Origin of the sequence: Solicola gregarius (assembly GCF_025790165.1) — a bacterium.
In the GTDB taxonomy this organism is placed as follows: domain Bacteria; phylum Actinomycetota; class Actinomycetes; order Propionibacteriales; family Nocardioidaceae; genus Solicola; species Solicola gregarius.
Genome location: NZ_CP094970.1, coordinates 4,293,314 through 4,306,773 on the forward strand (window position 1 = coordinate 4,293,314; position 13,460 = coordinate 4,306,773).

Annotated in this window: 14 protein-coding genes; all 14 read left to right on the forward strand. The window is 69.7% G+C overall.

The features are described 5' to 3' along the window. Positions 1–198: 198 nt before the first annotated feature. The 14 genes from eccD (at position 199) to L0C25_RS20965 (ending at position 13,224) form a co-directional block, all read left to right on the forward strand. Positions 199–1,566, forward strand: coding sequence for a type VII secretion integral membrane protein EccD (eccD, locus tag L0C25_RS20900; protein WP_271633704.1), 1,368 nt, complete (start codon positions 199–201; stop codon positions 1,564–1,566). Continuing rightward, positions 1,563–2,822 carry a MinD/ParA family ATP-binding protein gene (locus L0C25_RS20905; protein WP_271633705.1) on the forward strand — a complete coding sequence of 420 codons (1,260 nt, stop codon included), beginning with the start codon at positions 1,563–1,565 and terminating at the stop codon, positions 2,820–2,822. The genes eccD and L0C25_RS20905 overlap by 4 nt, the downstream gene beginning before the upstream one ends. Next, positions 2,819–3,235: a hypothetical protein gene (locus L0C25_RS20910; RefSeq protein ID WP_271633706.1), complete on the forward strand. Its 417-nt coding sequence runs from the start codon at positions 2,819–2,821 to the stop codon at positions 3,233–3,235. Before L0C25_RS20905 ends, L0C25_RS20910 begins: the two co-directional genes overlap by 4 nt. Beyond that, positions 3,235–3,888: an SAF domain-containing protein gene (locus tag L0C25_RS20915; RefSeq protein ID WP_271633707.1), complete on the forward strand. Its 654-nt coding sequence runs from the start codon at positions 3,235–3,237 to the stop codon at positions 3,886–3,888. Before L0C25_RS20910 ends, L0C25_RS20915 begins: the two co-directional genes overlap by 1 nt. Positions 3,889–3,901: 13 nt before the next feature. Then, positions 3,902–4,705, forward strand: a complete 804-nt coding sequence (locus L0C25_RS20920) for a hypothetical protein (RefSeq protein ID WP_271633708.1) — start codon at positions 3,902–3,904, stop codon at positions 4,703–4,705. Continuing rightward, entirely contained in the window at positions 4,702–6,009 is a 1,308-nt protein-coding gene (locus L0C25_RS20925) for a CpaF family protein (protein ID WP_271633709.1), read from the forward strand. The genes L0C25_RS20920 and L0C25_RS20925 overlap by 4 nt, the downstream gene beginning before the upstream one ends. Positions 6,010–6,011: 2 nt before the next feature. Beyond that, positions 6,012–6,890, forward strand: coding sequence for a type II secretion system F family protein (locus L0C25_RS20930; protein ID WP_271633710.1), 879 nt, complete (start codon positions 6,012–6,014; stop codon positions 6,888–6,890). Further along, on the forward strand, positions 6,887–7,792 hold the full coding sequence (locus L0C25_RS20935; protein ID WP_271633711.1) for a type II secretion system F family protein: 906 nt from the start codon (positions 6,887–6,889) through the stop codon (positions 7,790–7,792). The genes L0C25_RS20930 and L0C25_RS20935 overlap by 4 nt, the downstream gene beginning before the upstream one ends. Positions 7,793–7,823: 31 nt before the next feature. Next, complete coding sequence (locus L0C25_RS20940) at positions 7,824–8,051, forward strand: hypothetical protein (RefSeq protein ID WP_271633712.1); 228 nt, start codon at positions 7,824–7,826, stop codon at positions 8,049–8,051. An 11-nt stretch (positions 8,052–8,062) separates the two neighbouring features. Then, positions 8,063–8,482, forward strand: a complete 420-nt coding sequence (locus L0C25_RS20945) for a TadE/TadG family type IV pilus assembly protein (RefSeq protein WP_271633713.1) — start codon at positions 8,063–8,065, stop codon at positions 8,480–8,482. Continuing rightward, positions 8,472–8,912, forward strand: coding sequence for a TadE/TadG family type IV pilus assembly protein (locus tag L0C25_RS20950; RefSeq protein ID WP_271633714.1), 441 nt, complete (start codon positions 8,472–8,474; stop codon positions 8,910–8,912). The genes L0C25_RS20945 and L0C25_RS20950 overlap by 11 nt, the downstream gene beginning before the upstream one ends. A 20-nt stretch (positions 8,913–8,932) precedes the next feature. After that, a complete protein-coding gene (locus L0C25_RS20955; RefSeq protein WP_271633715.1) occupies positions 8,933–9,745 on the forward strand; it encodes a TadE/TadG family type IV pilus assembly protein in 813 nt (270 codons plus the stop codon). Further along, positions 9,742–12,432, forward strand: a complete 2,691-nt coding sequence (locus tag L0C25_RS20960; RefSeq protein ID WP_271633716.1) for a LysM peptidoglycan-binding domain-containing protein — start codon at positions 9,742–9,744, stop codon at positions 12,430–12,432. The genes L0C25_RS20955 and L0C25_RS20960 overlap by 4 nt, the downstream gene beginning before the upstream one ends. Positions 12,433–12,501: 69 nt before the next feature. Continuing rightward, positions 12,502–13,224 carry a calcium-binding protein gene (locus L0C25_RS20965; protein WP_271633717.1) on the forward strand — a complete coding sequence of 241 codons (723 nt, stop codon included), beginning with the start codon at positions 12,502–12,504 and terminating at the stop codon, positions 13,222–13,224. Positions 13,225–13,460 lie beyond the last annotated feature (236 nt).

The window sequence follows — 13,460 nt, forward strand, 5'->3', positions numbered from 1 at the left end:
CCACCTCGTCATCATCGAAGACTTGTTGAGACTTCACCGATCGCGTGTGGGTTACGACCGGGCCGGACCAACGATATGCTGCCACCGGGTCTTGGCGGCACTACTATCTGCCAGGATCGTAACCGTCTGTGTGGGTGGACACGGGCGCGGAACCGAGTTCGGTCTTTGACACCAAATTTGCGAGGTGAGGGAAGCACGGTGCTGACTGCCTACAGCCGAGTGACAGTCGTGAGCCCCGAACGCACCGTCGACCTCGCGTTGCCCAGTGCGCTTCCGCTGTCCGAGGTCGTGCCCCAGGTGTTGCGGTTCTGCTCACCCAACACCGAGCGTGACCAGCCCACCGCGTGGACGCTTGCGCGCGTCGGCGGCACCCCGATCCCACTCGGGCAGACCCTCTCCGACGCCGGCGTGCTCGACGGCGAGGTGCTCGAGCTTCGGGGCCAGCGGGCGAACGTCAAGCCCGCGGTGGTCGAGGACGTACGCGACGCCGTCGAGGACAGCACCGACGAGGCCGGGGGCGTCTGGTCGCCCACGACCACCGTGACGTACGCACTGCTCGCGGCGGCGGCGCTGTTCACGGCCGTCGGGCTGCTGCAGCTCGCGACGCCGTGGATGGTCACCGGTGACGACGCCGTCGAGATCACCAGCGGCTTCGTCGTGGTGGCGACCCTGCTCGGTGCCACGGCGTGGGCGACGCAGGTCTCGCATCCGTGGGTCGAGCAGATCTGCCTCGCCGTCGCGATGGGATGGGGCTATCTCGTCGGATCCTCGCTTGCGACGACGTCCGACCTCGATCCGGCGTGGGGCTGGATGATCGGCTTCTCGTGCGCCGCTGCGGTCGCCGGCGGCGGACGCATCCTCACACCGTCCGGCATCGCGCACGTCTCGTGGTCGGTGTTCGTCCTCGTCGCCGCTGTCACCGCGGGCGTGCTCACCCTCATCACGTCGATCGACATCCCCCCGCTGCAGGACGTTCGCTCGCTGCCGGTGGTCTTCCTGTTGGTCGTCGGCATCCTGCCGCGGGTGTCGTTGTCCGTCGGCGGGCTCGCGAGCGCCGACTATCGGGTGCGCAACGCCGCGGCCGTGACCAGTGAGCAGCTGCGGGCGCGGTATCGCGAGAGCAACGGCCTGTTGATCGGCGCGCTGATCGGGATCGCGACGGTCGTCGTCTGGGCCGGTTGGTATCTGCAGCAGAGCGACCTGTGGTGGGACCGCTACCTGGTCATCTCGATCGGCCTGGTCGCGATCCTGCGCTCCCGGGTGTTCTCCCGAATCCAGCACCTCGTGCCGCTACGGGTGGCGGGCACCATCGTGCTGGTCCTCGAGTTCGTGGCGTTCTCGCAGGAGTACGACGCGATGCAGACCCTGGCTCGTCATGATTCTCGCTGCCGTCGCGGTCGGCCTGGTCGGCGCGAGCTCGCTGGGCATGTCGGACGTGACCCGGGCGCGCATCAAACGGACATTGAACGTTGTGGAGTTCCTGATCGTCGTAGAGATGATCGTGATGATGTGCGGCGCGATGGGCGTCTTCGAGAAGGTCGGAGGGATGGTGTGAACACGCGATGACGGAGCAGGACACCCCCGACGAGGCGGAGCTGGAGGAGCAGCGCAAGGCGTCGGCCCAGCAGGCCGCCGCGGACCTCGACCGGATGGGCATCGACCCACGGGCCCTCGGCCTCGACACCCCGCCGCCGCGCGATGCCCCCAGCCGTCCGCTGATGGCGCCGGCGGAGGCACCGCGTGCCGAGCAGCGCCCCCCGCTGCCGGCGCAGCCCGCGAGCGTCACGCCGCTGCGGCCGGAGTACGCGTCACAGCCCGCGCCGCCGGCGCCGCAGCCTCCTCCGCCGCGGCCTCCGATGCCGCCACAGAGCCCGCTGGCGTACCCGCCGACACAGCAGCCGCCGGTCGCCGCGCCGCCGATGATGCCGGCGACGGCCAGTCGTCCACGTACGCCGGTCGAGGAGCTCCTCGCGCGCACGGCCGGCGACATCCCGGCGCCGTCGCGTACCGGCGGCTTCCTGCGCACGATGACGGCCGGGCTCGTCACGCCCGACTCCGCCGAGGCGTCCGCTCATGAGCGCGAGCTCGTCGCCGCGTTGCGTACGCGCCAGACCGAACGCCGTGTGGTCGCCTTCTTCGCAGGTAAGGGCGGTGTGGGCACGACCACCGTGGTGGCGGGCGTCGGCACGGCTCTGGCCGCGCTGCGTGAGGAGCACACCGTCGCGGTCGACGTACGCGCGGGCACGGCTTCGCTCGGCCAGATCGTCGGGGTCGACGCCCCCGTGACGGTCCGCCGGTTCCTCAACGACGGCGACGATGCGCGGGTCGCGCAGGCGCCGACCGGGCTGCACGTGCTCGACGGTGTCGGCTGGGAGCAGCGCCTGCGGCGTACCGACGTCTCCTCGGCCGTCGAGCGCCTGGGCGCCGATCACACGTTCACCCTGCTCGACGTCGGCAACGACGCCAGCGAGATCGGACATGCGGCGGTCGCACGCAGCGACCAGACGGTCATCGTCGCGTCCGCGGGGCGTACGGGCGCCGCCGCGCTCGAGGTCGCGACCGCGCGGCTCGCGCACACCGACCCGTTCGCGGTCGAGCGCGCGGTCTACGCGATCGTCTGCCAGCACGACCAGTCGTACCGCCAGGTGCATCGCGAGACAGTACGCCGGCTTGCGATCGACCCGATGCGGGTCGTGGTCGTCCCCCCCGACGAGGTGCTGATGGCCGGCCGCGGCTTCGACCCGTCCGCGGTACGCGCCTCGACCCGCACGGCGATGCTGCGCATCGGCGCGGCCCTTGCACTCTCCGGAGGTCGCCAGTGAGCATGCAGAACGGCTCGCAGCCACCCGTGCCCCCACCGCCCGCGCCGCCGATGGGTGGCACGCCGAACGCCGAGAAGTACGTCCTCGAGGCCGACGCGATGCGGCGCCGCCAGCTGCGCTCGGCGTTGCTACACGGTTCGCGCCGTACGTGGCGCGAGCATCCCCGCGTGTGGCCGGCGATCGTCATCGGCGTCATCGCGGTCGCGGTCGTGCTGGCCGCCATCGCGGTGGTGAGCGCGTACCAGAAGGAGATGGACAAGAAAGAGGAGGAAGAGGAGGAGTCCGGCGCGTTGGCACTGACGCAGTACGTGGCCGGCGACCCGACCAGGTACGTTGTGCGGCGTGCTGACGGCACCCACGACGTACGAGATCTCCTCCGCGCACGTTCGGACGAATCCGAGGTAAGACATTGATGGCCAGCACGAAGACTCCCACCGGCACGTCCAACGGCACCTCCGGCAGGCTGCCGTCGACGCGCGAGCGGCGGCCCGCTCTTGCCGCGCTCGCGGTGCTCCTCATCGTCGGTGGTGCGCTCGCGAGCGCGTGGCTCGCGATGCAGTCCGGCCACCGGGCCGAGTACGTCCAGGTGGGGCGCGAGCTCGGTCAGGGCGCGGAGATCAAGGACGGCGATCTGGAGACCGTCGAGCTTCCCGAAGACTTCGACGGGGGCATCCCCGAGTCAGACAGGGAAGACCTCGTCGGGAAGTTCACCGCTACCCCGTGGACGCCCGGCATGGTCGTGGTCGACTCGATGGTCACCGACGAGAACGAGCTGAACAGCGAGTACTACCAGATCGCGCTGCCGGTCGATCCGGCGCTCGTACCCGAGCTCACGGCGGGTACGAACGTCGTGATCCAGTCGGGCGGCGACACCGCGATCGCGGGAACGGTCGCCGACGATGCGGCGGGTGGCGATGACGAGCTCGGTTCGGGGGACGCCTCAGCGGTGATCAGCGTGCCGACATCGTGCGGTGCGCAGGTGACGAAGGCGAAGCAGGCCGATACCGCGGAGATCCTGGTGGCCGGTAACGCGGACGCACCCGAAGCAAGCAGCACGTGCGGCTGAGCGGGGTCGAGACATGGGACTGATCTCGGTTGCCTCGGCGAAGGGTTCGCCGGGGGCCACGACGACGGCGTTGGTGCTCGGTGCGCTGTGGCCGCGGCCCGTGGCCGTCGCCGAGTGCGACCCCGGCGGCGGCGACATCGCGATGCGGATGCCCGCTGCCGAGGGCGGCGTACTCGACCCCGAGCGCGGGCTGATGAGCCTGGCCGCCGCCGGTCGGAAGTCGTTGCATCCGGACCTCGTACTCCAACACGCGCAGACGATCGCAGGCGGGCTCGAGGTGCTCGTCGGCGTACGCGTACCCGAGCAGGCGGTTGCGCTCAACCAGCAGTGGGCGCAGTTCGGGCCGCTGTTCGCGGGGCTCGAGGGTCGCGACGTGATCGCCGACCTCGGACGTGTCGGTGCGACGACGCCGCAGAACTCCCTGCTGGAGTCGTCGAGCGATGTCGTCCTCGTCGTCGACACCCAACCGAGCGCGGTCGTACACATGCGCGAACGGGCGCGGGCTATCGCGAGCAGGTTCACACCCCCGCGTGGGCCCCGTATCCACGTCGTCGTCGTGGCCGAGGTGAAGCGCCGCCAACCAGTGCGCGAGATAGCGGATGCACTGGAGCGCTCCGATGTGAGCGTTGACGGTGTGCATCACCTCGCCGAGGATCCGAAGGGCGCGTTGTTCTTCGCCGGGCAGATCGAGGGCCGCCCCGACCGCACCAACCTCGTACGCACGGCACGCCCGGTTGTGGCCGAGCTCGCCGCAGCGACGGCTCCGTACTTCCAGCCCGGTGAGGCGTCGATGCAACAGGGAGGTGTCGCATCGTGACCGACCATGATCTCGTACGCCAGCTGCGCGTCCAGGTCGCCGACCGGCTGAACGAGCAGCGCCGCCGCGACCAGGCGACCGGCGTACCGGCGATGTCGGTGGAGGACGAGCGCGAGTACGCGCGCTCGCTGATCGTGCAAGTGCTCGAAGACCATGCCCGCTACGAGATCGCCGAGGGTCGTGCGCCGCTCGCCGCCGACGACGAAGCGGCTGTCGCGTCCGCGATCCACTCCGCGCTGTTCGGCGTCGGCCGGCTGCAGCCGCTGTTGGAGGACGCCGAGGTCGAGAACGTCGACATCAACGGGTGCGACAACGTCTTCGTGCAGTACGGCGACGGTCGAGAGGAGAAGCACCCGCCGGTCGCGGAGAGCGACGAGGAGCTTGTCGAGCTGATCCAGGTGCTCGCCGCCCATACGGGCCTCTCCAGCCGCCCGTTCGACTCGGCCAACCCTCAGCTCGACCTCCGTCTCCCGGATGGCTCGAGGCTGTCGGCGGTGATGAACGTCTGCGCGCGCCCGTCGGTGTCGATCCGTAAGGCACGCCTCGGCCGGGTCTTCCTCGACGAGCTGATCGCCAACGGCACCGTCAGCCCCGATGTCGGCTCGTTCCTCAAGGCCGCGGTGGGCGCGCGCAAGAACATCATGATCGCGGGCGCGACGAACGCGGGCAAGACCACGATGCTGCGCGCCCTCGCCAACGAGATCCCCGACTACGAACGCCTGGTCACCGTCGAGCGCGCGCTGGAGCTGGGCCTCGGCGAGTACGAGGACCTCCACCCGAATGTCGTCTCCTTCGAGGAGCGGCTGCCGAACTCCGAGGGGCTCGGCGGGGTCACGATGGCCGAGCTGGTACGCCGGTCGCTGCGCATGAACCCGTCGCGGGTGATCGTCGGCGAGGTCCTCGGCGACGAGATCGTCACGATGCTGAACGCGATGAGCCAGGGCAACGACGGCTCACTCTCGACGATCCACGCCAACTCTTCGCTCGAGGTCTTCAACCGCATCGGCACGTACGCGATCCAGTCGCGGGAGAAGCTGCCGATCGAGGCGACCAGCCTGCTGGTCGCCGGGGCGCTCGACTTCGTGATCTTCCTGCGTAAGCACAACGACTACACCACCGGTGGCGAGCAGATCCGCGTCGTCGAGAGCATTCGCGAGGTGGTCGGCCACGACGAGCAGGTGCTGTCGAGCGAGGTGTTCGCGCCGGACAACGAGGGCCGCGCGGTGGCGCATGCTCCGATTGCGAGCATCCGCGATCTCGAACAGCATGGCTACCAACCGCTCGTCCACGGGGCCTGGAACTGACCATGTCTGATTACCGGATGGCATTGGCGCTGACCGCCGGCGCACTCGTCGGTCTCGGTGTCGTGGTGCTGGTACTCGCGATGATCGGGCTGCCGAAGCGCGATGTCACGCCGCGCAGCGTGCGCAGCCGCAAGGACGTCGAGCGGCAGACGAAGTTCGCTGTCGCCGGCGTGATCGTGTTCGCGGCGACGCTGGTCGTGACGCAGTGGTTGGTGCTCGCGGCAGTGTTCGGGGCCGTGGTGTTGTTCTGGGACCGCCTGTTCGGCGGTTCGCGGGTCGAGCGGCAGGCCATCGAGCAGGTCGAGGGCCTGGCCACCTGGACGGAGTCGCTGCGCGACACGATCGCGGGAGCCGTGGGCCTCGAGCAGGCGATTCCCGCCACCGCGGTCAACGCTGCGCCGTCGATCCGGCCGTCGCTCAACCTGCTCGTCGACCGGCTACGCGTACGCGAGCCGCTGCCCGACGCGTTGATGAAGTTCGCCGACGACCTCGATGACCCGTCGGCCGACCTCGTGGTCGCCTCGCTGATCCTGAACGCGCGGCTGCGCGGACCGGGCCTGCGGAGCGTACTCACCGCACTGTCGCAGTCCGCCCGCGACGAGCTCGACCTGCGCCGCAGGGTCGAGGGCAGCCGGCGCAGTACGCGCCGCAGCGTGCTGATCGTCGTACTGGTGATCGGGGCGATGTCGGGATTCCTGATCCTGTTCAACCCGGGCTATGTCGAGCCGTACGACACGGCGCAGGGGCAGGTCGTGCTCGCGGTCGTACTCGCGCTCTACGCGCTATCGATCATGTGGCTGCGCCGGCTGGCGGGCGTACGACAGCCGGAGCGCTTCCTCGTGCAGTCGCGCAAGCAGGTCGCCGAGGAGGCCGAGCGATGATCCTGCAGATGGCCGCTGGTGCCCTGATCGGGCTCGGCTTCTTGTTGCTGATCTGGGTGCTCGCCAAGCCCGCTCCGGGCGTCGGCGCGACGCTCGCGCGGCTCGACGCCGGCCGACGATCGCAGCGGTCGGCGACGACGAGCGCAGCGGGCTCGCGGCTCGAGGCACGCATCGACGGCATGCGCGACGGCATCGGCGGGCGCATCGAGGCCGAGGCGCTGGCGCGCGGGATCAACCTCGACGCGACGCGTACGAACCTCGCAGTGATGAACAGGTCGATGGCCAGCCACCTCGGGCTGAAGGTGCTGCTCGCACTCGCCGCACTGGTCTGGTTCCCGATCGTGCTGTCCGCGGTGGGCATCTCCGTCGTCGGGCTACCCGCGATCGGGGTGATCGCGGCGGTGGTGCTCGCGTTCATGCTTCCCGATATGACGCTGCGCCGAGAGGCCGACGCTCGCCGGGCCGACTTCCGGCACGTGATGGGCTCGTTCCTCGACCTGGTCGCCATGAACCTCGCCGGCGGGCGCGGCCTGCCGGAGGCGCTGATGGCGGCGTCGTCGATCGGCGACCACTGGGCGATGGTCCGCATCCGGCAGGCGTTGTCGAACGCCCGGATCATGGGCATGACGCCGTGGGAGGGCATCGCCGACCTGGGCAAGGAGCTCGGCGTCGACGAGCTCCGCGACCTCGCCTCGGCGCTGGCGCTGGCCGGAGACGAGGGCGCGAAGATCCGCACCTCGCTGATGGCGCGTTCCGACAGCATGCGGCGCAAGGAGCTTGTCGAGGTCGAGGGCGCCGCGGGCGAGAGCTCGCAGACGATGCTGCTCGCCCAGCTGCTGATGTGCACGGCATTCCTGATTTTCCTCGCCTATCCAGCGATCCAAGAACTGGGAGGAGCATGACCATGACCCATGTCAACGGAGGAGGTCGCTCATGAGGCTCGTCAGACTACAGATGGACATTGCGCGGATGATGATCGTCCAGGCTCGGGGCTGGGCGGCGCGAGCGCGTCGCGAGGGGCGGAGTGACCTCGGCGCTTCGGCGATCGAGTGGGCGATCATCTCGGCAATCGTCGTTGGCCTCGCGCTCGGCGTGATGTACGCCGTCAGGTCGGTTGTCCAGGACAACACGGACAAGATCGAGGACGGCTCAAACACCTAATGCAGCAGCACATGGGCACGTCGCGTCCGCGCGACGACCGAGGGGTCAGCGCCATCGAGTTCTCGGTCGTCGTGCCCATCGTGCTGCTGCTGATCTTCCTGACCATCCAGGCCGGCTTCTGGATGTACGGCCGCAACAGCGCGCAGAGCGCCGCGCGCGAGGGCGTCTCGTACCTGCGGCTGGCCGGTGAGCACGTCGACCCGGAGTCGTTCAAGCTACAGGCCGAGAAGTACGCGTACGGCTACGCGACGAAGATCGGCGGCCTGGACGGCGTCGAGGTCGACTCCGATATCGATGCGGAAACGGGAAAGGTGACGATGACGGTGTCCGGGTCGATGGACGCGCCCGCGGGTACCTGGACCGTCACCCAGACGGTGACCGCGACGCTGGAGAAGTTCCGTCCCGATGCGGGGTACGGCGATGGCGACTGAGCGCGGTACGGCGAGCCTGGAGCTGGTGATCCTGGCGCCGGTGATGTTCGCGGTGCTGTCGCTGATCCTGGTGTTCGGCCGTTACGCGGAGACCGAGGGCAAGATCGACCAGGCGGCGCGCGACGGTGCCCGGGCGGCGACCGCGCAGAACAGCCGCTCCGAGGCCGAGACGATCGCGCGCAAGGTCGTCGACGAGGCGCTGGAGGACGCACCGGACTCGTGTCGCGACAACGTGGACGTCACGTTCGAGCTCGGGCCGAAGGCGTACGAGCAGGATGCCAGCGACGATCCGTCGGAGGTCTCGTACATCTCGGTGCGCGTGCGCTGCGACGTCGACCTGACCGATCTCGGGCCGCTGCCGCTCGACAGCGCCACCATCGACCAGACCTTCACGAGTCCGCTCGACCGCTATCGAGGGGTGGCCGAATAATGCAACGCCTTTGTCGGCTGGTGCCGACGCGTGACGACCAGAGCGGGTCGATCACACCGTTCGTGCTGATCGTGACGATCGCGCTGTTCATGCTCGCCGGCCTGGTGATCGACGGCGGGCGGCAGATGAACTCGCGCTCCCGCGCGGTCGCGTACGCGCAGGAGGCCTCGCGGGCGGGTGCGACGGCGATCGACCTGACCAGCGACGTCGCGCTCGTCGACGAGGACGACGCCGAGGCCGCGGCGGCGCGGTTCTGCCAGGGGGCGATGGACCGCGACGACGACCTCGTGACCTGCGATGCGGAGCTGGTCAAGAGCGGGAACGAGACCGGCAACGACGTGTACGACGTCCAGGTGCGGACGACGATCGAGACCGAGGGCATCCTGAGCGGGATGTTCAACGTCGACGTGTGGACCGCGAACGGTGTCGCGCGGGCGCGGCCCATCCAGGGCGTGATCGAGCCGCAGTCGGGACAGCAGCTGACCAATGACCCGCCGACCACCGCACCGCCGTCCGGCAACCCGTTCCCGACGGGCGGTCCATCGGAGCCGCCGGACAAGTTGTATCGCTGCGAGGAGCCGTACTTCGACCCGTACGACCAGCACCACATCTGGCACGAGGGTGATAAGCCGCTCAAACCGCCGATCACGGAGAGCGCGCCGACGGCGGACGTGTTCTGCTGGCCGCCTTGGGTCGCGCCCAAGCCCGACAACGGCGATGGCAACGGCGACGGGAACGGCGACGGGAACGGCGACGGGAACGGCGACGGCAACGGCGACGGCAACGGCGACGGCAACGGCGACGGCAACGGCGACGGAGGACCCCACAGGTGAACCAGATCCGGCTCCCGTCCACGGGAGCGTCGCGCGGGCGCGCCGCGGACGTACTGCTGGGGACCCTGGCGCTGCTCGGCACGCTGGTGATCGTCGTCGGCGTCCCGGTCGCGTTGTGGTTGCTCGCCGGGCCGCCGTGGAAGCCCGAGGTCGACGACTCCCTCGTCGGTGAGGCGTCGGCGCGCGACGTCGTTGCGGTGTTGGCGATCGTGGTGTGGCTCGCCTGGCTGTACTTCTGCGTGTGCCTGGTCGTCGAGGCGTCCGCGGAGGCGCGCGGCGGCCGGCTCGCGCCGCGGCTGCTCGGGGGAGGTGCCGGTACGCAGGCGCTCGCCAGGCGGCTGGTCGCGGCGGTCGTACTGATCGGCGGCGCAACGACCGGTCCGGTGGTCAGCGCGCATGCGATATCCGTTCCGGCCGACCCGGGACCGGTTGCGGAGTTGAGCTCTGCGGGCACGGGCGCGCGGCCGACCGCGCGCGAGTCGGGTCCGGCGAATGAGTTTGTACCCGTCGAGCAGCGGCAGACCGACGGCATTGCGCCGTACTACGACGTGCGACCGCCGGAAGGGCGCAACTACGAGACCCTGTGGGACATCGCCGACCGGTTCCTCGGCAGCGGTACGCGCTACAAGGAGATCCTCGACCTGAACCGAGGCGTCGTCCAGCCCGACGGCGCGACGCTGACCGGCACCGACCTGATCCGAGCAGGGTGGGTGCTCCGCCTACCGACCGACGCCCAGGGCGCGGGCCTGCGCATCGTCGACCACGACCTGGAGTCGCTCGAGCCCGCCGATGCGCCGTCGGAAAGCGACGAGGCCGACGACGCGGGCCCGACCGCGTGGGCGCCGCTGTTCGGCGCGGCCGGGGGCCTACTGGCTGCGGGGTTGGCGGCCGGACTGCGCCGCTATCGAGCGAGCGCGACCATCGGGGCCCTCGTCGGTAGGCGACTCGACCCTCCGCCCAACGGCGACGCGGCCCGCGCGCCCGAGGCGGCCCTGCGCAACGAGGCCGACGAGCCCGCGGCGAGGATGCTGAACCGCGGCCTGCGTGCTTGGACCGCCGGAGCGACGGACGGCGTTCCCCCGATCGCGCAGTGCTCGGTGTCGCCGACCGGGCTCGCGGTGTCCTTCCATGGCACGCCGTCCGCGGCGCCCTCGTACGGATGGAAGACCGCCCGCGACGGACGGGTGTGGACGATCGGCGACGCGGAGGCGGAGCGGCTCGGCGAGGCGTCGCCCGCACCCGCGCCGGGACTCGTGGCGTTCGGCGGTCGCGACGACGGATCGACACTGCTGATGGATCTCGACGCCTTCCGCGGCATCGTGAGCGTCGGCGGGGAGAGCCATCGGGCACGCGCGGTCGCGATGAGCTTTGCGCTCGACACGGCCACCCACGCGTGGGCCGATCGGCGACAGGTGACGATGGTCGGGTTCGCCGACGACGTCACGTCGGTCGCGGACGCCACGATCCGGGTGGTCGACGATCTCGCGCAGGCGATCGCCCCGCTCGAACGAGTGGCGGCCGAGCAGCGACAGGCGTGCTCGCGGGTCGGCGTACGCAGCGTGCACGACGCCCGCTTCACCCACGACGACCCACTGTTGTGGCAGCACCAGCTCGTTGTCTGCTCCGGCGTCCCGACGACCGAGACGTTGGGGGCGCTGCACGAGCTGGCGGCGGACCTTCGTACGTCGATCGCGGTCGTGGTCGTCGGCGACGTGCCGAGTGCCGCCGCGCGGCTCGTTGCCACCGACGACGGGCGCCTGACGTGTGCACCGATCGGACTCGACGTACGCGCCCAGGGCATCGACGTCGCGGCGTACCGCGGGATCGTCGACGTGTACCAGCGCACGCAGTCCGACGAGTCGGGGTCGGACGGGCCGGACGGTCCCGAGGCGCTCGCGCCGGGCGTCGACGTCACCGACGTCGACGGTGCGCAATTCGACCCGTCGGCTCGACAGCCCGTCGAGGTGCGGTTGCTCGGGCCCGTGCGGGTGGACGGCGTCACCGAGATCTCCGAGCCGCGGCGCGACCTGCTGACCGAGATCGCGGCGTTCGTCGCGTTGCAGCCCGGTGGTGTCCATCCCGACACGCTCACGGCGGCGATCTGGCCGCGGGGCGTCCCCGACGCGACGCGCGACGCCGAGCTCGAACGCGTGACGACGTGGTTGGGCGCGGAGCGGTTCGGACTCGTCGACGGGCTCTGGCAGCTGCGCGGCCCGGGCGTACGAGTGGACTGGGACGTGTTCCGTGCGTACGTCGACCATGCCGAGCGGATGCCGCGCGAGGCGGAGCGGGCGTTGGGCGCGGCGCTCGACCTGGTTCGCGGGGAAGCATGGGCGGACCTGCCGACCGGGCGCTACGGCTGGCTCGCGTACGACTCGGCGCAGGTCCAGATCCCGGCGCTGGTCATCCGCACGGCCAGGCGACTGTCGGCGATGCTGGCCGACCGCGGCGACGGCGAGGGCGCGCGCGACGCGCTGCTCCGTGGCCTCGACCTGGCGCCTGCGTCGGAGCAGCTGTGGTGCGACGCGCTACGGCTCGCCGAGCGGTTCGCGTCGCCGCGGGACATCAAGGTCGTGGCCGACGGCATGTATGCCGCCATCGCGCGCCACGGCTCGCCCCGCGGCGCGCGGCCCGAGACCGACGCCCTGGTCGACAAGCTGCTGCCCGGCTATCGCCGCTCCGCCTGAGGTGGTTGACCGCTTGCTGCACGGTTGTTACGGTCAGTCACGTTTGGCTCCGGCGACAGAGGTTCTATTATGAGCAAGATTTTGCTGGGTGTGCTTGCGGGCGCCGCTATTCTGGCAACCGCGACATCCGCCGTAGCAGACAGAATTGTCGGCGGGCCTGACGATAATCGCCTTGTCGGGACGAATAGAGGCGATATGATGAGTGGAGGCAAGGGCGAGGACGTAATGCTGGGTCGGGGCGGCCGAGATCGCATTCGTGGTAACCTCGGCTTCGATGAGCTTTTCGGGGGAAAACGTGCCGACAAGATCGCGGGCGGCAATGGCCTGGACGACCTGTACGGACAGGCGGGTCGAGATCGACTAACCGGCGGTCCGCGACAGGACGACCTGTTTGGCGGACCGGGGCGCGATCGGCTGTTCGGTGGGCGTGACGCTGATACGTTGCGTGGCGGTCCAGGTAATGATTACCTCCGTGCTGGTCCCCGGAAGCACAGCACGTTGTATGGAGGGAAGGGCGACGACAATTTCAGCGTGACCGGCTGGCTCACGGTGAAGGGAGGACCTGGCCGCGAGACCTTTAAGGCATCCCGGCTCAAGACTGCGTCGCAAAGCGCGTTTTATGGTGGCGCTGGGCACGACAAACTCGACTTAAAGCGGTTCAAGGGATTCTTTGTTGGATATATGGACGACGGTCAGCGGGACGTAATTAAGTGTGGACCCGGCCTCGAGGGCATCGACATAGATCGGCATGATGTCGTGCTATACATCAAGGCTTGCAGTGCGCTCTCCTAACGCCTCAGCGGACAGATGCCCGCGATGCGAGCCGCGGCGAACTGTCACCGGGTGATGGTGGTTCCGACTCGCATCGGCTGTGTGGCACGCTGCGCCTCCACAATGGCTGCGTTCGCCGAGGGGTGGTTGCCGTACGCAACCTCACTCGAAATCGATTCGCGAACACCGGCGCCCGCCACGTAGGCTATGCAGTTGGCCGCCACACCCATTCGCGCGGCCGCGCCCACGTACGTACG